The organism is Oxalobacteraceae bacterium OTU3CINTB1 (genome assembly GCA_024123955.1).
Lineage (GTDB): Bacteria > Pseudomonadota > Gammaproteobacteria > Burkholderiales > Burkholderiaceae_D > Rugamonas.
Map to the genome: position 1 here is coordinate 6245141 of CP099652.1, position 21635 is coordinate 6266775.

General features: G+C 63.4%; 23 protein-coding genes. 7 read left to right on the plus strand and 16 right to left on the minus strand.

Annotation, left to right across the window (positions count from 1 at the left end; translation table 11 throughout):
* The first annotated feature begins 44 nt into the window (after window positions 1-44).
* The 3 genes from NHH73_27120 to NHH73_27130 all read left to right on the plus strand — a co-directional run bounded on the left by NHH73_27120 (window position 45) and on the right by NHH73_27130 (window position 4417).
* Window positions 45-662 carry a GGDEF domain-containing protein gene (locus NHH73_27120; GenBank protein USX29722.1) on the plus strand — a complete coding sequence of 206 codons (618 nt, stop codon included), beginning with the start codon at window positions 45-47 and terminating at the stop codon, window positions 660-662.
* Window positions 663-786: 124 nt separating this feature from the next.
* Entirely contained in the window at window positions 787-3600 is a 2814-nt protein-coding gene (locus tag NHH73_27125; GenBank protein ID USX26193.1) for a valine--tRNA ligase, read from the plus strand.
* Window positions 3601-3721: 121 nt separating this feature from the next.
* Window positions 3722-4417 (plus strand): PEP-CTERM sorting domain-containing protein, encoded by a 696-nt coding sequence (locus tag NHH73_27130; protein USX26194.1) that lies wholly within the window; start codon window positions 3722-3724, stop codon window positions 4415-4417.
* Here NHH73_27130 and NHH73_27135 read toward each other — a convergent pair whose 3' ends face one another.
* From NHH73_27135 to NHH73_27145, 3 genes are read right to left on the minus strand one after another with little or no spacing between them, the layout of a single operon-like run.
* Window positions 4418-5383: a threo-3-hydroxy-L-aspartate ammonia-lyase gene (locus NHH73_27135; protein ID USX26195.1), complete on the minus strand. Its 966-nt coding sequence runs from the start codon at window positions 5381-5383 to the stop codon at window positions 4418-4420.
* A 15-nt stretch (window positions 5384-5398) separates the two neighbouring features.
* Window positions 5399-6373, minus strand: coding sequence for an ornithine cyclodeaminase family protein (locus tag NHH73_27140; GenBank protein USX26196.1), 975 nt, complete (start codon window positions 6371-6373; stop codon window positions 5399-5401).
* Window positions 6363-6989 carry a PAS domain-containing protein gene (locus tag NHH73_27145; protein ID USX26197.1) on the minus strand — a complete coding sequence of 209 codons (627 nt, stop codon included), beginning with the start codon at window positions 6987-6989 and terminating at the stop codon, window positions 6363-6365. The genes NHH73_27140 and NHH73_27145 overlap by 11 nt, the downstream gene beginning before the upstream one ends.
* Before the next feature lie 110 nt (window positions 6990-7099).
* Here NHH73_27145 and NHH73_27150 point away from each other — a divergent pair, with 110 nt between their 5' ends.
* Entirely contained in the window at window positions 7100-7543 is a 444-nt protein-coding gene (locus tag NHH73_27150) for a DUF2147 domain-containing protein (GenBank protein ID USX26198.1), read from the plus strand.
* A gap of 18 nt (window positions 7544-7561) precedes the next feature.
* On the opposite strand, the gene NHH73_27155 is transcribed toward NHH73_27150, so the two are convergent.
* Window positions 7562-8332 carry a ThuA domain-containing protein gene (locus NHH73_27155; protein ID USX26199.1) on the minus strand — a complete coding sequence of 257 codons (771 nt, stop codon included), beginning with the start codon at window positions 8330-8332 and terminating at the stop codon, window positions 7562-7564.
* Between the two features lie 127 nt (window positions 8333-8459).
* On the opposite strand from NHH73_27155, the gene NHH73_27160 reads away from it, so the two are divergent.
* Window positions 8460-8921: a YbaN family protein gene (locus tag NHH73_27160; protein USX26200.1), complete on the plus strand. Its 462-nt coding sequence runs from the start codon at window positions 8460-8462 to the stop codon at window positions 8919-8921.
* Between the two features lie 43 nt (window positions 8922-8964).
* Here NHH73_27160 and NHH73_27165 read toward each other — a convergent pair whose 3' ends face one another.
* The 12 genes from NHH73_27165 to tyrS all read right to left on the minus strand — a co-directional run bounded on the left by NHH73_27165 (window position 8965) and on the right by tyrS (window position 18818).
* A complete protein-coding gene (locus NHH73_27165) occupies window positions 8965-9429 on the minus strand; it encodes a hypothetical protein (GenBank protein USX26201.1) in 465 nt (154 codons plus the stop codon).
* A gap of 286 nt (window positions 9430-9715) precedes the next feature.
* Window positions 9716-10180, minus strand: a complete 465-nt coding sequence (locus NHH73_27170) for a YaiI/YqxD family protein (GenBank protein USX26202.1) — start codon at window positions 10178-10180, stop codon at window positions 9716-9718.
* Window positions 10180-11235 (minus strand): Holliday junction branch migration DNA helicase RuvB, encoded by a 1056-nt coding sequence (gene ruvB, locus NHH73_27175; protein ID USX26203.1) that lies wholly within the window; start codon window positions 11233-11235, stop codon window positions 10180-10182. The genes NHH73_27170 and ruvB overlap by 1 nt, the downstream gene beginning before the upstream one ends.
* A gap of 110 nt (window positions 11236-11345) precedes the next feature.
* Entirely contained in the window at window positions 11346-11924 is a 579-nt protein-coding gene (gene ruvA / locus NHH73_27180; GenBank protein USX26204.1) for a Holliday junction branch migration protein RuvA, read from the minus strand.
* 30 nt (window positions 11925-11954) lie between these two features.
* Entirely contained in the window at window positions 11955-12515 is a 561-nt protein-coding gene (ruvC, locus tag NHH73_27185; GenBank protein ID USX26205.1) for a crossover junction endodeoxyribonuclease RuvC, read from the minus strand.
* 116 nt (window positions 12516-12631) lie between these two features.
* The gene (purH, locus tag NHH73_27190) at window positions 12632-14218 is read right to left on the minus strand and encodes a bifunctional phosphoribosylaminoimidazolecarboxamide formyltransferase/IMP cyclohydrolase (GenBank protein ID USX26206.1); all 1587 of its coding nucleotides are present in this window, start codon (window positions 14216-14218) and stop codon (window positions 12632-12634) included.
* An 89-nt stretch (window positions 14219-14307) separates the two neighbouring features.
* Window positions 14308-14541: a Fis family transcriptional regulator gene (locus NHH73_27195; GenBank protein ID USX26207.1), complete on the minus strand. Its 234-nt coding sequence runs from the start codon at window positions 14539-14541 to the stop codon at window positions 14308-14310.
* A gap of 109 nt (window positions 14542-14650) precedes the next feature.
* Window positions 14651-15619 (minus strand): tRNA dihydrouridine synthase DusB, encoded by a 969-nt coding sequence (gene dusB, locus NHH73_27200; protein ID USX29723.1) that lies wholly within the window; start codon window positions 15617-15619, stop codon window positions 14651-14653.
* Between the two features lie 162 nt (window positions 15620-15781).
* Window positions 15782-16432 carry a histidine phosphatase family protein gene (locus NHH73_27205; GenBank protein USX26208.1) on the minus strand — a complete coding sequence of 217 codons (651 nt, stop codon included), beginning with the start codon at window positions 16430-16432 and terminating at the stop codon, window positions 15782-15784.
* Window positions 16429-17100 (minus strand): YbhB/YbcL family Raf kinase inhibitor-like protein, encoded by a 672-nt coding sequence (locus NHH73_27210; protein ID USX26209.1) that lies wholly within the window; start codon window positions 17098-17100, stop codon window positions 16429-16431. The genes NHH73_27205 and NHH73_27210 overlap by 4 nt, the downstream gene beginning before the upstream one ends.
* A gap of 21 nt (window positions 17101-17121) precedes the next feature.
* On the minus strand, window positions 17122-17568 hold the full coding sequence (gene dtd, locus NHH73_27215) for a D-aminoacyl-tRNA deacylase (protein USX26210.1): 447 nt from the start codon (window positions 17566-17568) through the stop codon (window positions 17122-17124).
* Complete coding sequence (gene tyrS, locus NHH73_27220) at window positions 17565-18818, minus strand: tyrosine--tRNA ligase (GenBank protein ID USX26211.1); 1254 nt, start codon at window positions 18816-18818, stop codon at window positions 17565-17567. The genes dtd and tyrS overlap by 4 nt, the downstream gene beginning before the upstream one ends.
* Before the next feature lie 158 nt (window positions 18819-18976).
* On the opposite strand from tyrS, the gene NHH73_27225 reads away from it, so the two are divergent.
* Together NHH73_27225 and NHH73_27230 are read left to right on the plus strand one after the other, a co-directional pair.
* Complete coding sequence (locus tag NHH73_27225) at window positions 18977-20359, plus strand: M23 family metallopeptidase (GenBank protein USX26212.1); 1383 nt, start codon at window positions 18977-18979, stop codon at window positions 20357-20359.
* A 168-nt stretch (window positions 20360-20527) separates the two neighbouring features.
* Window positions 20528-21625 carry an anhydro-N-acetylmuramic acid kinase gene (locus NHH73_27230; protein USX26213.1) on the plus strand — a complete coding sequence of 366 codons (1098 nt, stop codon included), beginning with the start codon at window positions 20528-20530 and terminating at the stop codon, window positions 21623-21625.
* Window positions 21626-21635 lie beyond the last annotated feature (10 nt).

Genomic DNA, 21635 nt, shown 5'->3' on the forward strand with positions numbered 1-21635 from the left:
CGCGCACCGCCCTGCTGCGGCGCCGCCAGCGCGAGCTGGTGGCGATGGTCGACACCCGCACGGCCGAGCTGCGCGCGACCCAGTCGCAGCTCGAGCAGCTGGCCTACGGCGATCCGCTCACCGGCCTGGCCAACCGCCGCCTGTTCACCGACGAGCTGCGCCACCTGGTGGCGCGCGCGGCGCGCGGCGGCCCCGGCTTCACCTTGCTGCTGATCGACCTCGACCACTTCAAGCAGGTCAACGACACCCTGGGGCACGACGCCGGCGACGCCCTGCTGGTGGCCGCTGCGGCGCGGCTGCGGGCGGCCGTGCGCGAGGCCGACCGGCCGTTCCGCCTGGGCGGCGACGAGTTCGCCGTGCTGCTGGGCCAGACCATCGACCGCGCCACCATCGCGCCGGTGTGCCTGCGCATCCTCGAGAACCTGGCGCAGCCGCTGGCGCACGGCGCGGCCACGATGCGCGTGAGCGCCAGCGTCGGCGCCGCCGTGCACGAGGGCGGCGGTGGCGGCGGTGACGGCGGTGGCGGTGGTGACGGCGGTGGCGGTGGTGACGGCGGGGGCCAGGGCGGCACCCACGAAGAGCTCTACAAGCGCGCCGACGTGGCGCTGTACCGGGCCAAGGCGGCCGGGCGCGACACCTGGCGCCTGGCCGGCGACGATTGATTTTTTGACATGCCGGCGGCGGCGGCGTCCGCGTCCGCCGCCGCGTCCTTTATAATGGGCGTTTTCGCCTACGCTTTTTCGCGGCCGCGCGTTCACCAGATACACTACATACATCAGCCAAATCATGGAATTAGCCAAGTCTTTCGAGCCTGCCGACATTGAACAATTCTGGCGCACCGAGTGGGAAGCGCGCGGATACTACGCCGCCACCCTCGACGCCGGCAAACCGTCGTTCAGCATCCAGCTGCCGCCGCCGAACGTGACCGGCACCCTGCACATGGGCCATGCCTTCAACCAGACCATCATGGATGGCCTGACCCGCTACCACCGCATGCTGGGCCACAACACGGCCTGGATCCCCGGCACCGACCACGCCGGCATCGCCACCCAGATCGTCGTCGAGCGCCAGCTCGACGCGCAAAAGATCTCGCGCCACGACCTCGGCCGCGAAGCCTTCGTCAAGAAGGTCTGGGAATGGAAGGAGAAATCGGGCTCGACCATCACCGGCCAGATGCGCCGGCTGGGCGCCTCGCCCGACTGGCAGCGCGAATACTTCACGATGGACGAGACGCGCTCGCAGGTCGTCACCGACGTCTTCGTGCGCCTGCACGAGCAGGGCCTGATCTACCGCGGCAAGCGCCTGGTCAACTGGGACCCGGTGCTGGGCACGGCCGTCTCCGACCTCGAAGTGGTCTCCGAAGAGGAAGACGGCTCGATGTGGTACATCAAGTACCCGCTGGCCGACGGCAGCGGCTCGCTGACGGTGGCCACCACCCGTCCCGAGACCATGCTCGGCGACGTCGCCGTGGCGGTCGATCCGACCGACGAGCGCTACCAGGCGCTGGTGGGCAAGATGCTGGTGCTGCCGCTGGTCGGCCGCGAAATCCCCATCATCGCCGACGACTACGTCGACAAGGCCTTCGGCACCGGCTGCGTCAAGATCACGCCGGCGCACGATCTGAACGACTACGCGGTCGGCCAGCGCCACAAGCTGCCGATGCTGTCGATCATGACCCTGGAAGCGAAGATCAACGACGAGGCGCCCGAGGCCTATCGCGGCATGGACCGCTTTGTCGCGCGCAAGCAGATCGTCGCCGACCTCGACGCGCAGGGCTTGCTCGAGCAGGTCAAGCCGCACAAGCTGATGGTGCCGCGCGGCGACCGCACCGGCGTCATCATCGAACCGATGCTGACCGACCAGTGGTTCGTCGCCATGAGCCAGCCGGCGCCGGAAGGCACCTTCTTCCCGGGCAAATCGATCGCCGAGGTCGCGCTCGAGAAGGTCGCCAGCGGCGACATCAAGTTCGTGCCGGAAAACTGGAGCACCACCTACAACCAGTGGCTCAACAACATCCAGGACTGGTGCATCTCGCGCCAGCTGTGGTGGGGCCACCAGATCCCGGCCTGGTACGACGAGGCCGGCAACATCTTCGTCGCCAAGACCGAGGCCGAGGCGCTGGTCAAGCAGCAGGCGGCCGGCAGCAGCGGGCCGCTGCGCCGCGACAACGACGTGCTCGACACGTGGTTCTCGTCGGCGCTGGTGCCGTTCTCGACGCTCGGCTGGCCGGAAGAAACGCCGGACCTGAAAGCGTTCCTGCCGTCGTCGGTGCTGGTGACCGGTTTCGACATCATCTTCTTCTGGGTCGCGCGCATGGTGATGTTCACCCTGCACTTCACGGGAAAAGTGCCCTTTGAAACGGTGTACGTGCACGGCCTGGTGCGCGACTCGCAGGGCCAGAAGATGTCCAAGTCCAAGGGCAACACGCTCGACCCGATCGACCTGATCGACGGCATCGGCATCGACGCGCTGGTGGAAAAACGCACCACCGGGCTGATGAACCCGAAGGCGGCCGAGAAGATCGCCAAGGCCACGCGCAAGGAATTCCCGGAGGGCATCGCCGCCTACGGCACCGACGCGGTGCGCTTCACGATGGCCTCGTACGCCTCGCTGGGCCGCAACATCAACTTCGACCTCGGCCGCGCCGAAGGCTACCGCAACTTCTGCAACAAGCTGTGGAACGCCACCCGCTTCGTGCTGATGAACACGGAGGAGAAGGATTGCTCGGCAAGCCCAACCGATCTGTCGAACGCCGACAAGTGGATCATCTCGCTGCTGCAAAAGGCCGAGCTGGACGTGGCCAAGGGCTTTGCCGACTACCGCTTCGACAATATCGCCTCGACGATCTACAAATTCGTCTGGGACGAGTACTGCGACTGGTACCTGGAAGTGGCCAAGGTGCAGGTGCAAAACGGCACCGAAGGCCAGCAGCGCGCCACCCGCCACACCCTGCTGCGCGTGCTGGAAGTGGTGCTGCGCCTGGCCCATCCGGTGATCCCGTTCGTCACCGAGGCGCTGTGGCAGGCGGTCGCGCCGCTGGCCGGCAAAGCGGCGGCGGACAGCGGCGAATCGATCATGACGCAGCCGTACCCGATCGCCAACCCCGCCAACATCGACGAGGCGGCAGAGGCCTGGATGCAGCAACTCAAGACGCTGACCGACGCCACCCGCAACCTGCGCGGCGAAATGCAGCTGGCGCCGTCGCTGCGCGTGCCGCTGATCGTCGAGGCGGAGGCGGGTAATGCGGCCGACAAGGCGGCGATGGAAGGCTTTGCGCCGTACATCCAGTCGCTCGGCAAGCTGTCGGAAGTGCAGATCGTCGACGCGCTGCCGGAATCGCCGGCGGCCGTGTCCATCGTCGGCACCACCAAGCTGATGCTGAAGGTGGAGATCGACGTCAAGGCCGAGCGTGAGCGGCTGTCGAAGGAGATTGCGCGCGTCGAGGGCGAGATCAACAAGGCCAACGGCAAGCTGTCGAACGAAAGTTTCGTCGCCCGCGCGCCGGCCGAGGTGGTGGCGCAGGAGAAGGAACGCGTGGCCAACTTCTCGGCGACCCTGGACAAGATGCGCGAGCAATTCGCCAAATTGCCAGCCGCGTGACGTCGCAATGGGTTGGTTCGATTATTGCAGGATGATCGGACCAAGCCATCTGCAACCTAAAATAATTTTACATTATTGCAATTTCATGTTCTAATTAGCTACATTTTTGATACCTATAGACATGAAAAAATACCTTTTGGCACTTTTGAGCAGCCTGTTGATGTCCGTCTCCGCGCACGCCACCATGGTCACGTACAACTACACCGCGACCGTATATTTCATATATAACTACGATTACACAAAACCAGCCCCTCTAACGCCCGATTCCATCGCCTTGACCGACGGCGTCATCAGCGTCGGGAACGTCCTCCAGGGTCAGTTCAGTTACGACACTGCCACACCCCTCCATGCCAACCCGGATACCTACGGCGCGACGTACATCGGCGCTGCGCCGCGACTGGCAGCGACAGCGCAGTTCTCCAGGGGCGTGACATTCGCATCGGACACGGGCGCAGCCAAGGCCAATATCCAAATCTACGATAACCATGAATCTCTGCACGACTATCTGTGGCTGGACGCCTACTCTGGTACTGGCGCCGATCAGCGCGCCTTGACGTTCAATTTTGCCAGTGAGGACGAGGCGGTCATGGACGGCAAGAACATTCCGGACTCACTGAGTGGCTTTGATCGTCGCTTCATGTATTTCTCAGGAAAATTGAGCCCGACCTCCTTCTATGATGTATTGGCGAGAATCGACTCGCTGACGCCGATGGCCACTGCCGTGCCTGAGCCGGAGACCTATGCGATGCTGCTGGCAGGTATCGGCTTGGTCGGCTGGACCGCCCACAAAAGAAAGAAAGCGGTCGCAGCCATTTAATCAGGTCGCAAGCAAAGCGGCGTAGCGTTCGATATCGACGTTGCCGCCGCTGATGATGATACCCACCCGCTTGCCCTGCAGCTGATCTTTCGTCGCCCGCGCGGCCGCCAGCCCCAGGCAACCCGTCGGCTCAACCACGATCTTCATGCGCGCCGCGAAGAAGCGCATCTCGGCGCGCAGCTGCTCGTCGCCCACCGTCAAGATATCGTCCACATCGCGCTGGATGATCGGGAACGTCAGGTTGCCGAGGTGCTGCGTCTGCGCACCGTCGGCGATTGTCTTGGGCGTGTCGATGTGCACGATGGCGCCGCTGCGGAACGATTGCTGCCCGTCGTTGCCAGCCTCCGGCTCCACGCCAAAGAGCGTCGTCTTGGGCGACAACGCCCGCGTCGCCAGCGCCGAGCCACTGAGCAAACCACCACCACCCAGGCAGACGAACAAGTAATCCAGCTCGCCCACCTCCTCGAACAATTCCTTGGCGGCCGTGCCCTGCCCCGCGATCACGTCGGCGTGGTCGTACGGCGGAATCAACGTCAGTCCATGCCTGGCGGCCAGGTCGCGGCCGATCTGCTCGCGGTCCTCGGTGTAACGATCGTACAGCACCACTTGCGCGCCGTAGCCGCGCGTGGCGGCGATCTTCGACGGCGGCGCGTCGTGCGGCATGACGATGGTCGCGGGTATGCCCATCAACTGCGCCGACAGCGCGATGCCCTGTGCGTGGTTGCCCGACGAGAAAGCCACCACGCCGGCGCGGCGCTGCTGCGCATCGAACTTCGCCAGCGCGTTGTAGCTGCCGCGGAATTTGAACGCGCCCATGCGCTGCAAGTTCTCCGCCTTGAAAAACACCCGGGCGCCCAGTTCGGCGTCGGCCGTGCGCGAGGTCAGCACCGGCGTGCGGTGCGCGTGGCCGGCGATGCGCTCGGACGCGGCGACGACGTCGGCGTAGGTTGGAAGTAGTGCGCTCATCTTGCTCCTCTGTGGTTACCAGGGCCAGGCGATGCTGGTCCCGGTGCCGTTTGCCAAAGCGCGCTGATACAGCATGCGCGCCACTGTAAGATCCTGCAGGGCGATGCCCGTCATGTCGAAAATGGTGATGGCGTCGGTGGCGGCGCCTGTGCGCGCCGGCGCGCCGGCGGCCAGCAGCGCGCCCAGCTCCCCGGCCTGCGTGTCCATCGCCCATTGCAGCTCGCCGATGGCGCGCGCCTGGTCTAAATCGTCGGCCCACACGCGGGCCAGCGCCAGCAACCCTTCCGGCAGTTCGCGCTTGCCGCGCGTGTCGCTGCCGACGCAGTTCAGGTGCGTGCCGGGCTCGACCGCCCGCGTGGAAAACAACGGTCCAGCGCCACGCGTGGCGGTGATGACGATATCGCTTTCGGCGACGGCGGCATCGGGGCCGTCGCCAGCGGCGACGTCGCAGCGCGCGGCGAACAGCGCTTCAAAACGCCGATCGCGGCGGCCGTCCGATGTCAGGTATCGCACGCGCCGTATGCCGGGCATGACGCGCAGCGCGTAGTCGGTGTGCGCCGCGCCCTGCACGCCGGTGCCGAACACGCACAAGCTTTCGCTGTCGGGCCGCGCCAACGCCAGCAAGCCCAGGGCTCCCGCCGCCGCCGTGCGCGTGGTGGTGACGGCGTTGCCGTCGATCACGCATTGCGGCCGTCCCGTGGCCGGGTCGAACAGCATGATCGTCGCCTGATGGCCGTCGGCGCCGTGCGCGCGGTTGCCGGGCCAGAAACCGGCCGCCTTCATGCCGAGCGACTCCCGCTCCGCAACGCCGCCGGACTTGATGCCGAATACGCCGGCCGGCAGCGCCTCGCGCACCAGCGGGAAGATCTTGCCGGCGCCGCTGGCGTGCAGCAGGAAGGCGTCGCGCACGGCGTCGAGCACGTCGCCCGGCCGCAGCAGCGCGCCGGCCTGGTCGCGGTCCAACAAGAGCAGGCTGGCGTTATCTGGCATCGTTGTATACCGTGGCGCGTGAAACGTTCAAATAGGCGGCGACGATTTCCATCGCGCGCCGCACATCGCTCAATCCCGACTCCTTCAGTTCGCGCATCAGCGCCTTGCGCTCGTCGGCCTTGAGCGCGCGCGGCGTGGTCGCCAGCCGCGCCGCGAACTGGTCGATGCGCGCGCGGAGGGCGTCGGCGCCGGCCGGCTCCAGGGTCTCGCTGACCCCGGCGGCGGTGTCGACCTTGCCGAACTGCGTCAGCAGGCTGTTCAGACTGCGGAACACGGTCAGGTCCACATTCATGCACAGCGCCGCGATATAGCGTCCCTCGCTATCCTTGATGCCGATCGAGGTGCTCTTGGCCAGCCGGCCGTCGGCAAAGGTGTTGGGGTAGTTGGCGATCACCTGCGCGAAGTCCGGGTCGGCGGCGCGCGCCAGTCCCAGCTCGGTGGCCGGCGCGCCGACACTGCGCCCCGACAGGTTGTTGTGGATGGCGAGGATGGCATGCTCGGGATCGAGCAAATCGTGCAGCACGACCTCGCAAAACGGCGCCAGGGTCTGGCCCAGGCCGTCGGCGACCTGCCGCAGCTGCGCCAGCAGGTTTTGCTGTTCCGGTGTTTTTTTCATTTGCACATATTATCTCTTTTTAGATAATTTGTGTAATTCGATAGAAAATAGTACGACCGGTCATTTATTTGCTACACTCGTCAGACAAAAAACAACCGTTGGAGACCACCATGAAATTTGCCGCATTCGCCCTCACCGCGCTGCTGTCCATCGCCCCCGCCTTCTCCTTTGCCGCCGACACGCCGGTCGGGCTGTGGAAGAACATCGACGACGAGACCGGCAAGCCGAAGGCGCTGATCCGCATCACCGAGAACGAAGGCGCGTTCCAGGGCCAGATCGAAAAGCTGTACCGCGAACCGAACGAAGACCAGAATCCGAAATGCGACAAGTGCGACGGCGCGCGCAAGGACCAACCCATCGTCGGCATGGTGATCCTGTCGGGCCTGAAGAAGGATGGCGAAGAATTCAACGGCGGCGAGATCGTCGACCCGAAAAACGGCAAGGTCTACAAGGCCAAGATGCACATGACCGACGCCGGCAAGAAGCTCAACGTGCGCGGCTACATCGGCATGCCAATGCTGGGCCGCTCGCAAGTGTGGGTGCGCCAAGAGTAAGTCGCGCTCTTTGCTGCATTACTGCTGTATGCCCCTGCCGGTGGCGGTCCAGTAAATGCCGCCCATCAGGTGCGACAGGTATTGCGGATCTTTATACATCTCGCCATTGTGCCCCAGCGCGGTGACGAACACGCGGCCCTTCTCGACCTGGTGGTACCACGCCACCGGGTGGTCCTTGCCCATGCCTTTTGACACCTGCCCCGGCCAGATCTTGGTCGGGTCGTAGGTGCTCTCGTCGACGTTGAGCACCGGGTTGATCTTGATGTTGTACGGATTGTCGAACACATACCACTCGTCGCTCCAGATCCAGCGCGCAGGCAGGCCGAACGTCGCCGGGAATTTCTTGTCGACGACTTCGGCCACGCCGGTCTGCAGCATCGGATGGTTGCCCACCCGCCTGCCGATCAGCTTCTCGAACCACGGCCACGTATCGGGCGGAATGATCAGCGCGCGGTGCACCAGCATGGCGTTGCCGCCGTTGCGCATGTACTGCTCGAACTTCCTGCGGCGCGGCTCGCTGAGCTCCTCGCCCGGCGTGTTAAGGAACATCACCATCGCATATTGGCTCAAGTCGCCGTCGAACACTTCCGGCCGATGCGTATAGACCATCTCGAACGCGTGCAGTTTGGCCTGCTTCTCCAGGCTGTCGCGGGCGATCGGGATGTATTCGTAGTGGTATTTGCCGGGCATGGCCAGCACCAGGATTTTGTACTGGTCGTCGGCGCGCGCGCCGGCGGTGAACAACAACAAGCCAACCAGGGCCATGAAGGCCAATATGATTTTTTTCATTCCATGTCTCCACAAAGTTAGCGCTAACATCCGGGTCGGTCCAATATACACTTTTTCCCGCCAGTGGTGATACGATTCTCGTATGGCTTGCGCCCCGGCAAGCAACGGAAACGCGATGAGAATAGTATTGAATCTGATCGGCTGCATGGCGGTGGCGCTAGGCGTGCTGGGCATTTTTCTGCCGCTGCTGCCGACCACGCCCTTTTTGCTGCTGGCCTCGGCCTGCTTCGCGCGCGGCTCGAGCCGGCTGCACAACTGGCTGCAAACCAACCGCGTGTTCGGCAAATACCTGCGCGACTACGAGAACGGCAAAGGCATTCCCTTGCGCGGCAAGGTCTGGATACTCATTTTCATGTGGACGTCGATGGCTTATTCCATCTGGCGCGTTGGGACGCCGTGGATAGGGATCATGATCGCGATGACAGGATTGGGCGTGACGATTTATCTGATCCGCTTCGTTCCCAACATGTCACCGCTCGCCGGTGCTGACCTTCCAGCTCTTGGAACGGGCATGGCCGTTGATGACGCCGTCGAATGCGGCGGTATAGACGATGTTCGGCTTCCTCCGCGCGACCGGCACGATTGTTAGCGTGAACGGCCGGCTGGCCCAGTTCGGCCAAAGCCGCTGACACTCAATGTCTCAGGCGATTTGTGGAGCGGCCTTGAACGGGCATTGTTAAGTTGACTGGTAGTCCGACCAGCTGCTGCTGGCTTTTTGTATCGACCGCTAAATCCCAATTGCAAAATGTCCGACCGATACAAGCCATCAGCATTCCATCGTTTATATCATTCGCTTCCAAAACAGATACTTGAGTCAACTTACCTTCGGGCGAGATACGTAAGCCATATAAGATGGACGCGCCATTTGCCGGCCAGCCTTCCCTGTCGACATGGCGCTGAATGCATTTCCCCACCGCGCGATTATTCTCGTTTAATAAGCGCCTTATTTGTGCGCCAGTCTCGGGATAGGCATCGATTGAAAGCGTTTTGCCAGAACGAAAATTTCCTGTCGGATCGCTGGCCATATAACATGCCGCAGGTTCGTCAGCTAAGGCGGCACCAGCGCAAAAGGCCGCAACGGTAATAAACAAACGCATCAAAAATGCCTTAGAAAAAATAGAGAACTACAATTAAAAATATCTTTTCGGCCAACCCTTCGGCAAGACTCGGCTGTTTGCTGTGGGGAAATCCGAGTGCGCAGGATATCATACTGCCTAACCAAGAAATACATCCATTCCCACGGGGAGGCAACGCGTATGGACCTCTCGCGCGACGACGCAGGGGCCGTGCCCGTCGCCCCTTTTCCCGTCGGCGGCAGGGATGGCGGCCGCCGGCGCGCGCATGGGATATATTCTATATTTAGTGGAGGACTGGTATTGCCCCTTATGCCGCCCCCGGCGGGGTGGCGTATTTGCGCAGGTGCCGGTCCAGGCTGTTGGCGAAGCTCTGGCGGTCGCCCTGGCTGAAGGCGGCCGGGCCGCCGGTATCTACGCCGCTGCCGCGCAACTCGTCCATGAAGGCGCGCATGCTGAGCATTTGCGCGATGTTGTCGTTGGTATAGAACTCGCCGCGCGGATTGAGCGCGTACCCGCCCTTCTTCAACACGTCCGACGCCAGCGGGATGTCGCCGGTGACGACCAGGTCGCCCGGCGCCAGCAGCCGCACGATTTCCTGGTCGGCCACGTCGGCGCCGGACGGCACCTGCACCGACCGCACAAAGCGCGACGGCGGCACGCGCAGCAGCTGGTTGGCCACCAGGGTGACCTGCATCTGCATGCGCTCGGCCACGCGGTAAAGGATGTCCTTGATGACGGCGGGACAGGCGTCGGCGTCGACCCAGATCTGCATCACAGGTCCCACAGTTCACCGTTGGGATTGGTGCGCGGCGGCGTCACGCCGAAATGCTTGTACGCGGCCGGCGTGGCCACCCGTCCGCGCGGCGTGCGCTGCAGGAAGCCCTGCTGGATCAGGTACGGCTCGAGCACGTCCTCGATGGTGTCGGCGGCCTCGCCGATGGCCGCCGCCAGGTTGCCGATGCCGACCGGGCCGCCGCCGAATTTGTACAGCACCGCCTCGAGCAGCTTGCGGTCCATGACGTCGAAGCCGACGGTGTCGACGTCGAGCATGACGAGCGCGGCGTCGGCCACGGTCTTGGTGATGTCGCCGTTGGCCTTGACCTCGGCGTAATCGCGCACGCGGCGCAGCAGGCGGTTGGCGATGCGCGGCGTGCCGCGCGCGCGGCGGGCGATCTCGACGGCGCCGTCCGGCGCGATGTTGGCCTTGAGCAGCGCGGCGCTGCGCGTGACGATCTTGGTCAACTCCTCGGTGTTGTAGAACTCCAGGCGGGCGACGATGCCGAAGCGGTCGCGCAGCGGGTTGGTCAGCATGCCGGCGCGGGTGGTGGCGCCGACCAGCGTGAACGGCTGCAGGTCGAGCTTGACCGAGCGCGCGGCCGGACCCTCGCCGATCATGATGTCGATCTGGTAGTCCTCCAGCGCCGGGTACAGGATTTCCTCGACCACGGGCGACAGGCGGTGGATCTCGTCGATGAACAGCACGTCGTTCGCCTCGAGGTTGGTCAGGATGGCGGCCAGGTCGCCGGGGCGCTCGAGCACCGGGCCGGAGGTCTGGCGCAGGTTGACGCCCATCTCGCGCGCGATGATGTTGGCCAAGGTGGTTTTACCGAGGCCCGGCGGCCCGAACAGCAAGGTGTGGTCGAGCGCCTCCTTGCGGTTGCGCGCGGCCGCGATGAAGATCTCCAGCTGGTCGCGGATCTTGGCCTGCCCGACATATTCATCGAGATGCTTGGGGCGCAGCGCGCGCTCGATCGCCTCTTCATTGGGCGACGACGGCGCCGCGTCGATGATGCGCTGTTCGGTGAAGCTGTCGGTCTGGATGCTCATTGAGTGCTGGTTGCCTGGTTAAGTCTGGATTTACTGTACGGAACATCCGCCGGTTCCGGGGCGATCTATTGTCACCACCTGTGATTCTACCCTGCCTTCATCCCAGCGAATCAGCCTTTGGACAGCGCCTTTAAAGCTTGCTTGATGCCGTCCGAGACGCCGCTGCCGGCCGGCACGGTCTTGAGCGCGAGCAGCGCCTCCTTGTCCGAGTAGCCCAGCGCCAGCAGCGCGTTGAGGATGTCCGACTGCGAATCGGGCACCGCGTGGCCGCCGCCGGCGCCGATGTCCGCGCCCAGCTTGCCCTTCAATTCCAGCAGCAGGCGCTCGGCGGTCTTCTTGCCGATGCCGGGCACCTTGATCAGGCGCCCCGACTCCTGCAGCGTCACCGCCTGCGCCAGGTCGGAAATCGACATGCCCGACAGGATCGACAACGCCGTGCGCGCGCCGACGCCGGTGATCTTGATCAGCTGGCGGAACACGGCGCGCTCCTCGGCGTTGCCAAAGCCGAACAGCAAATGCGCATCCTCGCGAATCGCCTGGTGCGTGAACAGCACCACCTTTTCGCCGACGTGCGGCAGGTTGTAGAAGGTGCTCATCGGCACATCGACCTCGTAGCCGACACCGGCGCACTCGACCAGCAGTTGCGGCGGATTTTTTTCAAGCAAAATACCGGAGAGACGACCGATCATCGTGTTGTAGCCTTCTTAAATGAGGGGGAGTTAGCCGACCAGGCGGCCGTTTTTCATGCGCAGGCCGGCCAGCGGACCGCTCTTGGCGGTGCTGGTGCCCTTGCCGGCGCCGGCGATCAGGGTCAAGGTCTCGCGGCTATGGGCGTGGCAAATGGCGATGCCGAGCGCGTCGGCGGCGTCGGTGCCGGGCAGGCCGGGCAAGGACAACAGCCGCGCCACCATGTCCTGCACCTGCGCCTTGACCGCGCGGCCGGTGCCGACGACCGCCTGCTTGACCTGCGTGGGCGAATACTCGGCCACGCTGAGCTCGGCCGACACCAGCGCGCAAATGGCCGCGCCGCGCGCCTGGCCCAGCAGCAGGGTCGATTGCGGATTAACGTTGACAAACACCTGCTCGATGGCCGCGCACTCGGGCTGATAGATGCGGGCGACCTCGGCCACGCCATCGAGGATCACCTTCAAGCGCGCCGGCAAGCCGCCCTCGCCGCTTTTGATGGTGCCCGAAGCGACGTAATACAGCTTCGCGCCCTGCTTGCGAATAACGCCAAAGCCGGTCGTGCGCAAGCCGGGGTCGATGCCGAGAATTATCATTAATGGATTGTATGCAGTAAAGAAAGCGCCCGCAAGGTTGCGGGCGCTTTTATGTTCCGGCGGGGTCAAGTCTGTCATTCGGACACGACCCCATCCGCCCCACGGGGAGCGGCGGCTTAGTGACGGAAGTGGCGGATACCGGTGTAGACCATCACCACGCCGCGCTCGTTGGCCGCGTCGATCACTTCCTGGTCGCGCATCGAGCCGCCCGGATGAATCACGCAGGTCGCGCCGGCGTCGACCACCACGTCCAGGCCGTCGCGGAACGGGAAGAACGCATCCGATGCCACCACCGAACCGGTCAACGACAGGCCGGCGTTCTGCGCCTTGATCGAAGCGATGCGGGCCGAATCGATACGGCTCATCTGTCCGGCGCCCACGCCCAGGGTCATATTATTGCCGCAGAAGACGATCGCGTTCGACTTCACATACTTAGCCACGCGCCAGGCGAACATCATGTCCTGCAACTGCTGCGGCGTCGGCTGCAGCTTGCTGACAACCTTCAAGTCCGTCAGCAGCACATTTTTCGCATCGGCCGACTGCACCAGCAGCCCGCCGCCGACGCGCTTGAAGTCCATCGTGTTGACGCCGTTGCCCAACGGGATTTCCAGCAGACGCACATTCTGCTTGGCCGACAGGATCTGCTTGGCCTCGGCCGAATACGACGGCGCGATCAGCACCTCGACGAACAGCTTGGCCAGCTCGGTGGCGGCGGCCGCGTCGATCTCGACGTTGAAGGCGATGATGCCGCCGAAGGCCGACGTCGGATCGGTCTGCAGCGCGCGCTTGTAGGCGTCGGCGGCGTCGAAGCCGAGCGCCACGCCGCACGGATTGGCGTGCTTGACGATGACGCAGGCGGCGCTTTGCTGGAAGCTGCCCATGCTCTTGACGCATTCCCACGCCGCATCGGCGTCGGCGATGTTGTTGAACGACAGTTCCTTGCCCTGCAGCTGGCGGTAGTTGGCCAGCGCGCCGTCGGTGGCGGCGACGTCGCGGTAGAACGCGGCCGACTGGTGCGGATTCTCGCCGTAGCGCATGTCCTGCACTTTTTCAAACGCCACGTTCAAGGTGGTCGGATAGGCGTTGCGGCTGGCGTGCTGGCGGTCGGCGCCCAGGCTGGTCAGGTAGTTGGCGATGGCGCCGTCGTACTGCGCGGTGTGCGCATAGACCTTGGTGGCCAGCTTGAAACGGGTGTCGTAGCCGACAACGCCCGGCGCGTTGTCGGTGGTCTGCATTTCCGCCAGCACCACGCCGTAGTCCGACGGATCGCAGATGACGATGACGTCCTTGTGGTTCTTGGCCGCCGAGCGCAGCATGGCCGGGCCGCCGATGTCGATGTTCTCGATGGCGTCGTCCAGCGAGCAATCCTGCTTGGCGACGGTGGCCTGGAACGGATACAGGTTGACCACCACCATGTCGATGGTCGGAATGGCGTGTTCTTCCAGCTTGGCCACGTGCTCCGGGAAATCGCGGCGCGCCAGGATGCCGCCGTGCACCTTCGGATGCAAGGTCTTGACGCGGCCATCGAGCATCTCCGGGAAGCCGGTGTAGTCGGCGACCTCGGTCACGGCCACGCCGTTGTCGGCCAGCAGTTTGGCGGTGCCGCCGGTCGACAGGATCTTGACGCCCATGGTGGACAGCGCGCGGGCGAAGTCCAGCACACCGGTTTTGTCGGAGACGGAGATGAGAGCTTGTTTAATCATGGCTATGAAAGGCTAGGTGGGTTGATATCGGATTGCGGACCGGCCCAACGGCCGTTCCCAGCCGCCCATGCCGGAAAAATCGCCGCTGTTTACAGCAGGCCGTGTTCTTGCAGTTTCTTGCGCAGGGTGTTGCGGTTGATGCCCAGCATCTGCGCCGCGTGCGACTGGTTGCCGTCGGCGCGCGTCATGACCACTTCCAGTATCGGCTTTTCCACGGTCAGCACGACCATATCGTAGATATTCGATGCCTGCTGCTCGCCCAGGTCGTTGAAGTAATCTTCAAGGCTCTTCTGGACTACTTCCTGGATACTTTCTTTGCTCATTTTGATGTCGTTCGCTCAATAATCTGTTGACGCTGGTAAATCACTCCGGGACTCATGATCCAGGCGCTTACCCTTCTGATATAACTTTTTTAGTACTGGCTAGCTGTTCTTATGCGGCTTGCAAAACTTCAGGGAGGCGGTATTGTAACCGCTCGCCGTAAGTCCACTGGGATTCGAAGAACTGGTCGACGGCGATCAGTTGCTCGTCGGTGGACTCCAGCAGATTCATCTTCTGGCGGAATGCCTCGCCGCCCTCGAGGTCGCGCACATACCAGCCGATGTGTTTGCGCGCGGTGCGCACGCCCAGGTAGTCGCCGTAAAACGCGTAGTGGGCGCGCAGGTGTTCGTCCATCAGCGCGCGCACCTCGTCGACGTAGGGCGGCGGCAGATGGGTGCCGGTGCGCAGGAAATGCTCGATCTCGCGGAAGATCCACGGCCGGCCCTGCGCCGCGCGGCCGATCATGACGGCGTCGGCGCCGGTGTAATCGAGCACGAATTTGGCTTTTTCCGGCGTTGTGATGTCGCCGTTGGCGACCACGGGAATGGCCACCGACTGCTTGACCGCCGCGATCATGTCGTACTCGGCATCGCCGGTGTAGCCGTCGGCGCGCGTGCGGCCATGCAAAGTCAGCATGGCGATGCCCGCGTCCTCGGCAATGCGCGCGATCCGCAAGGCGTTCTTGTTTTCGCGGTTCCAGCCGGTGCGGAATTTCAAGGTGACCGGCACGTCGACCGCGCCGACCACCGCCTCGACGATCTCCCTGACCAGCGCCTCGTTCTGCAACAGGGCCGAGCCGCACCAGCTGTTGCACACCTTCTTGACCGGGCAGCCCATATTGATATCGATAATCTGGGCGCCGCGTTCCACGTTGAAGCGGGCGCAGTCGGCCAGGTCCTTGGGATCGGCGCCGGCGATCTGCACCGCCTTCGGCTCCATTTCGCCGGTATGGTCGGTGCGGCGCGAACTCTTTTCCGTCGCCCACAGGCGCGGATTGGAGGCCGCCATTTCGGACACCGCATACCCCGCCCCCAGCTGCTTGCACAGCTGGCGGAAAGGCCGATCCGTCACTCCCGCCATGGGAGCGACGAAAACGTTGTTGCGCAGTAAATGAGGGCCGATTTGCACTGGCGATACCTGATGGGGAAGAAGGAACCTTCTATTTTAACCGAAGGGGTGCTCAAATAATAAGCACTATTTTTTATGAAAACTGCAAATGTGCAGCCTGAACGTTATGAACGGTCAGATCACATCGTCCATTGCGGCCAAGCTCAGGTGCTCTACTTCGCCCCAGCTAGTTAGCGCTAACTTCCCCTCCGAGAAGGTAAAGCGGTTGATGCTGGCGTTCTTGACCTGGAAATCGCGCGGGCTGTCGAGCTGCATGCCGACCGCCTCGCGGTAGGCGCATTCGAGCACGCCGCCGTGGGCGACGATGGCGACGGTTTTGCCCGGATGACGCTCGGCCCATTCCCGAATGGCAGAGATGGCACGCGCGTAAAACTGGCGGAAACTCTCCGCCACGCGCTCTCCCGGCGGCATCACCGCGTCGATATCGCGCGCCTGCCACAGCGCGAAGTCGGCCGGGTATTTCTGCGCGACTTCGGTGTACAACATGCCCTCGAAAACGCCATAGCAGCGCTCGCGCAGCTTGGCGTCGGTCTGCACCTGGGCGCCGTGGTACTGGTCGGCCACGGCCTGGGCCGTCTGGCGGGCGCGCTGCAGGTCGCTCGAGACGATCACGTCGACCGACTCGGCGGCCAGCGCCTGCGCCAGCGCGCCGGCCTGGCGTTCGCCTTCGGCGTTGAGCGGGATGTCGATATGGCCTTGCAGGCGGCGCACGGCGTTCCAGGCCGTCTCGCCGTGGCGGATCAGCAAAATATTCGTGTTGTTCATGCGGTCTTTTTTCTGGGCTTGCGGGCCGGTTCGGCGGCCAAGGCCGGATTCAAGGTGTACGTACCGATCAGTTGCGCCTCATCGACGATATGGCCGTGGATGGCGTTGAGCACGTCGATGCAAGTGAAGCGCCCATCCAATGCCAGACGCGGCACATCGAGCGCATACATGCGAAAAATATAATGGTGGACGCGCTCATCGTTCCACGGCGGACAGGGGCCATCATACCCGTAATAGTCGCCGGCCATCGCCGGGTCGGCCGAAAACCACCGGGTATAGTCGTTGACGCCCTGCCGCAGGGCGGCGCCGTCCAGGCCCACGTCCGGACCGGGCTTGCCGCGCGCCACGACGCCGTCCGACAACGCGCCCTCGGCGATCTGGTGCAGGCCGACCGGGATATCGATCAGGCTCCAGTGGAAAAAATCGTCGCGCGGCATGCTCGCCGGCAAGGTGACGCCGGTGCGGTTGATGTCGGTGGCGTCGGTCGGCACGTCGCCGTCGATGCACAGCAACACCAGCGATTCGGTGCCGGCCGGCACGTCGGTCCAAGTCAGCTGGGGATTGCGGTTGCCCGACAACGCCAACTGGCCATCGGCGCCCATGGTGGCAAAGGCGCAGGCGGCTGGCATCGCGGCGCCGTCGCGAAAGCTCTCACTCGACAGTTTCATCTCTCGTCTCCCGGGCTGTTTTTATTTAGAGTTGGTTTGCAGCCAAAACGTTACAGGTCCGTCGTTGGTCAGCGTGACTTTCATGTCTGCACCAAACTGGCCCGTTTGCACCACAGTGTGCCGCAAACGCGCTTGCTCGACAAAATAATTGAACAGCCGTAAGCCCTCGGCCGGCGCGGCGGCCGGCGTGAACGAAGGACGGGTGCCCGACTTGGTATCGGCCGCCAGGGTGAACTGCGGCACCAGCAGCAAGCCGCCGGCCACGTCCGTCACGCTGCGGTTCATCTTGCCGGCGTCGTCCGAAAACACGCGGTAGCCCAGCATTTTGGCCAGCAAGGTATCGGCGTCCTTCTCGGTGTCGTTGCGTTCCGCACACACCAGCACCATCAAGCCGGCACCGATGGCGCCGATGGTGGCGCCTTCGACCACCACCTTGGCGTCGCTGACCCGTTGCAGCAGCGCGATCATGCGGACAGGGTCACGCGGGCGAACTTGCGCTTGCCCACTTGCAGCACGAACGTGCCGGCCTCGATCTTGACGGCCTTGTCGCTGATGACGGCGCCGTCCAGGCGCACGCCGCCCTGGTCGATCATGCGCATCGCTTCCGAGGTGGACGGGCACAGGCCTGCCATCTTCAGCAATTGCGGGATGCCGACCGGCGCGCCGGCCAGCGCGACTTCCGGCACATCGTCCGGAATGCCGCCCTTGGAGCGGTTGACGAAGTCGTTGAGCGCCTCGTCGGCCGCCGCCTGCGAGTGGAAACGGGCGACGATTTCCTGCGCCAGCGCCACTTTGGCGTCGCGCGGGTTGGCGCCGCCGTCGATCGTGGCCTTGAGCGCGGCGACGTCGGCGATCGAGCGGAACGACAGCAACTCATAGTATTTCCACATCATCACGTCGGAAATGCTCATGATCTTGGCGAACATGGTGTTGCCCGGCTCGGTGATGCCAATATAGTTGTTCTTCGACTTCGACATCTTGTCGACGCCGTCCAAACCTTCCAGCAGCGGCATGGTCAAAATGCACTGCGGTTCCTGGTCGTAGTCCTTCTGCAGTTCGCGGCCAACCAGCAAATTGAACTTCTGGTCGGTGCCGCCCAGCTCCAGATCGGACTTCAAAGCGACCGAATCATAGCCCTGCATCAAAGGATAGAGGAACTCATGGACCGCAATCGGTGTCCCACCCTTGAAACGCTTGCTAAAATCATCCCGTTCCATCATGCGGGCCACGGTGTAATGAGAGGCCAGCTTGATCAGGCCACGCGCGCCGAGCGGGTCGCACCACTCGGAGTTGTAGCGGATTTCAGTCTTGGCCGGATCGAGCACCAGCGAAGCCTGCTTAAAGTAGGTCATGGCGTTTTGCTCGACCTGCTCCTTGGTCAGCGGCGGGCGCGTCATGTTGCGGCCCGACGGGTCGCCGATCATCGACGTGAAGTCGCCGATGAGGAAAATGACTTGGTGGCCCAGATCTTGCAACTGACGCATCTTGTTCAGCACGACAGTGTGTCCCAAGTGCAAATCCGGTGCGGTCGGGTCCAGGCCCAGCTTGATGCGCAGCGGCACGCCGTTTTGCTCGGAACGCGCCAGCTTTTGTGCGAACTCGCTTTCGATCAGCAACTCGTCGACACCCCGTTTGGTGATGGCGAGCGCCTCTTGTACACGGTCGGTCAGGGGCAGCGCTTTAGAGGAGGCCGGCGGTGTGGAAGAAGGGATAGTCATATATTTTGTGCGTTTTTTTTCAAAAAAAGGTAGTCAGCGCCAGGAGTTTGTTATAATCCTCGATCCATCAATCTTGCCGTACGAAAACGAAACCCGACAATAATTAGAAGAAATAAAAGGTTCCTGAATAGTTCAAGCGGCAAATTTTAACTGATTGCATGAACCAAATACATAAATTCACGAGCTCACGCTTGTACAGTCTGATAGCTTCAACGCGCAAAGCGCGCATTGTCAGCGCCTCGGCACTGTTCCTCACAGTGTGTGCGTTCGGTGCCGCCGGCGTCGCGCCGCTGGCCCCGGATCCTGCCGATCTGCCGGTGAAATCCGTGCAGGAAGCCGTCACGATGCCGGATCTTGCGCCGCAGATCAACGCGCTTGAGGAACAATCGTCCAGCGAGCACTTCGTCCACGAAGAACGCATCCGCGCCGGCGACACCCTGGCCACCTTGCTCACCCGCCTGGGTGTGGAAGACGACGCCGCCGAAAATTTCATCAAAAAAGACAAGGTCGCCAAAGGCGTCATGCAGCTGAAGACGGGAAAACGCGTCCAGGCGCAGACCGACGATGAAGGCAATCTGCAATGGTTGCGCGCGGTCGTGGTCGACGGCAAGGATATCCCTGTCAAGAACATCAAGATTTCCCGCAAGAACGACCGCTTTGTCGCGGAAGAAGAGCCGGCCAAGCTGGAACGCCGCGTCGAGATGCATGCCCGCACCATCAACTCGACCCTGTTCGCAGCCACCGATTCGAACGAAGACGGCACCAAGCTGCCGGACACGATCGTCAAGCAAATCGTTGAGATGTTCTCGACCAGCATCGACTTCCGGGGCGACCTGAAGCGCGGCGACCATTTCAACGTGGTCTATGAGACGTTCTGGCAGGATGGGGAATTTGTTCGCGCGGGCCGCATCCTGGCGGGCGAATTCACCAACCGCGGCACGACGTATCAATCGGTGTGGTTTGAAGATCCGCAGACCAAGCAAGGCGGCGGCTATTACAGCTTCGACGGCAAGGCGCTGAAAAAGGCCTTCCTGAAGTCGCCGGTGGAATTCTCGCGGATTTCGTCGGGCTTCTCGATGCGCGTGCATCCGGTCTCGGGCGAGTGGAAAGCCCACAAGGGCATCGACTTCCCTGCGCCGACCGGTACGCCGATTCGCGCCTCTGGCGATGGCGTCGTCGATTTCGCCGGCACGCAAAACGGCTACGGCAATTTCGTCACCATCAAGCACTGGAACAATTATTCGACCGCTTACGCCCACATGAGCCGCTTTGCGCCTGGCGTCAAAAAAGGCACCAAGGTCAGCCAAGGCGACGTGATCGGTTATGTCGGCAGCACCGGCTGGTCGACCGGCGCCCACTTGCACTACGAGTTCCGCGTCGGTGGCGAAGCCAAGGACCCGAGCAAGCTCAACGTGACCGCGCAGGCGCCGTTGACGGCCGCCGAACTGTCGCGCTTCAAGCTCTACGCGGCGGACATGTCGCACCGCTTCGCGCTGCTGCAACCAGGTGGCTCGACCGGCACCCGCGTGGCCGCGAAATAAGCCGCACCGCTTTACTGCTCCATCCGAAACAGGCCGCCGCACCGGCCTGTTTTTTTTTCGTCTGTTTCTTTTGCCCTAGACACATAATGCTCCGCCCAGCACGCTTGTTCCGTGCGACACCACACGCAAGCTCAGGCAAAATAGCTTTTTCAGCTTGAGGAAACAACAATGACCCACTATATCGGTTTGATGTCCGGCACCAGCCTGGACGGCGTGGACGGAGCGCTGGCCGATTTCTCCGGCGCCGCCATCGACACGCTGGCGGCGGCCTACATCGCCTTTCCTCCGGCGCTGCGCGCCGAGCTGATGGCGCTGCAATCGTCCGGCGACAACGAGATCGAGCGCGAGGCGCTGGCCGCCAACCAGCTGGCGCAGTTCTACGCCCAGTGCGTCACGCAGCTGCTGGACGAAGCCGGCCGCGCGGCCGACACGGTGCGCGCTGTCGCGGTCCACGGCCAAACCATCCGCCACCGCCCCGAATCGGGCTTCACACGCCAGACCAACAACCCCGCCCTGCTGGCCGAGCTGTGCGGCATCGACGTCATCGCCGACTTCCGCAGCCGCGACATCGCCGCCGGCGGCCAGGGCGCGCCGCTGGTGCCGGCCTTTCACCAGGCGCTGTTCGGCAAGCCCGGCCAGGCCCGCGTGGTGGCCAACATCGGCGGCATTTCCAATATCAGCGTGCTGGACGGCGAAGGCGGCGTGATCGGCTTTGACACCGGCCCCGGCAATGTTTTGATGGATGCCTGGATAGGCCGCCACCTGGCCAAGGAATACGACGCCGACGGCGCCTGGGCCGCCAGCGGCAGGGAAATCCCCGAGTTGCTGCAGGAGTTGCTGCACGAGCCCTATTTCGCGCTGCCGGCGCCGAAAAGCACCGGCCGCGACCTGTTCCACCTGGAATGGCTCGACACCCGGCTGGCCGTCTACGGCGACGCCGCGCCGGAAGATGTGCAATCCACGCTGACCAAGCTGACGGCGGTCTCGCTGGCGCGGGCCATACAGGCCTACGGCGGCGGCGCGGACGCGGTGTATGTCTGTGGTGGCGGCGCCTACAACGGCGTGCTAATGAGCGAACTGGGCGCCGCGCTGGGCAACAATGTACTGGTGGCGTCGACGCAAGCCCTGGGCGTGGCGCCGAACCGGGTCGAAGCCCTGGCGTTCGCCTGGCTGGGCTACCGCTTCAGCGAGCGGCTTGCCGGCAATCTGCCGTCGGTGACCGGAGCCAAGGGTGAGCGGGTGCTAGGCGCGCTCTACCCCCGCTAACCATGCCGAG

What these genes read in the sequence shown, in the direction of transcription:
- NHH73_27120 (USX29722.1), top strand. Translation starts at nt 45, where the DNA reads ATGGTCGACACCCGCACGGCCGAGCTGCGCGCGACCCAGTCGCAGCTC.
- NHH73_27125 (USX26193.1), top strand. Translation starts at nt 787, where the DNA reads ATGGAATTAGCCAAGTCTTTCGAGCCTGCCGACATTGAACAATTCTGG.
- NHH73_27130 (USX26194.1), top strand. Translation starts at nt 3,722, where the DNA reads ATGAAAAAATACCTTTTGGCACTTTTGAGCAGCCTGTTGATGTCCGTC.
- NHH73_27135 (USX26195.1), bottom strand. Translation starts at nt 5,383, where the DNA reads ATGAGCGCACTACTTCCAACCTACGCCGACGTCGTCGCCGCGTCCGAG.
- NHH73_27140 (USX26196.1), bottom strand. Translation starts at nt 6,373, where the DNA reads ATGCCAGATAACGCCAGCCTGCTCTTGTTGGACCGCGACCAGGCCGGC.
- NHH73_27145 (USX26197.1), bottom strand. Translation starts at nt 6,989, where the DNA reads ATGAAAAAAACACCGGAACAGCAAAACCTGCTGGCGCAGCTGCGGCAG.
- NHH73_27150 (USX26198.1), top strand. Translation starts at nt 7,100, where the DNA reads ATGAAATTTGCCGCATTCGCCCTCACCGCGCTGCTGTCCATCGCCCCC.
- NHH73_27155 (USX26199.1), bottom strand. Translation starts at nt 8,332, where the DNA reads ATGAAAAAAATCATATTGGCCTTCATGGCCCTGGTTGGCTTGTTGTTG.
- NHH73_27165 (USX26201.1), bottom strand. Translation starts at nt 9,429, where the DNA reads ATGCGTTTGTTTATTACCGTTGCGGCCTTTTGCGCTGGTGCCGCCTTA.
- NHH73_27170 (USX26202.1), bottom strand. Translation starts at nt 10,180, where the DNA reads ATGCAGATCTGGGTCGACGCCGACGCCTGTCCCGCCGTCATCAAGGAC.
- ruvB (USX26203.1), bottom strand. Translation starts at nt 11,235, where the DNA reads ATGAGCATCCAGACCGACAGCTTCACCGAACAGCGCATCATCGACGCG.
- ruvA (USX26204.1), bottom strand. Translation starts at nt 11,924, where the DNA reads ATGATCGGTCGTCTCTCCGGTATTTTGCTTGAAAAAAATCCGCCGCAA.
- ruvC (USX26205.1), bottom strand. Translation starts at nt 12,515, where the DNA reads ATGATAATTCTCGGCATCGACCCCGGCTTGCGCACGACCGGCTTTGGC.
- purH (USX26206.1), bottom strand. Translation starts at nt 14,218, where the DNA reads ATGATTAAACAAGCTCTCATCTCCGTCTCCGACAAAACCGGTGTGCTG.
- NHH73_27195 (USX26207.1), bottom strand. Translation starts at nt 14,541, where the DNA reads ATGAGCAAAGAAAGTATCCAGGAAGTAGTCCAGAAGAGCCTTGAAGAT.
- dusB (USX29723.1), bottom strand. Translation starts at nt 15,619, where the DNA reads ATGGCGGGAGTGACGGATCGGCCTTTCCGCCAGCTGTGCAAGCAGCTG.
- NHH73_27205 (USX26208.1), bottom strand. Translation starts at nt 16,432, where the DNA reads ATGAACAACACGAATATTTTGCTGATCCGCCACGGCGAGACGGCCTGG.
- NHH73_27210 (USX26209.1), bottom strand. Translation starts at nt 17,100, where the DNA reads ATGAAACTGTCGAGTGAGAGCTTTCGCGACGGCGCCGCGATGCCAGCC.
- dtd (USX26210.1), bottom strand. Translation starts at nt 17,568, where the DNA reads ATGATCGCGCTGCTGCAACGGGTCAGCGACGCCAAGGTGGTGGTCGAA.
- tyrS (USX26211.1), bottom strand. Translation starts at nt 18,818, where the DNA reads ATGACTATCCCTTCTTCCACACCGCCGGCCTCCTCTAAAGCGCTGCCC.
- NHH73_27225 (USX26212.1), top strand. Translation starts at nt 18,977, where the DNA reads ATGAACCAAATACATAAATTCACGAGCTCACGCTTGTACAGTCTGATA.
- NHH73_27230 (USX26213.1), top strand. Translation starts at nt 20,528, where the DNA reads ATGACCCACTATATCGGTTTGATGTCCGGCACCAGCCTGGACGGCGTG.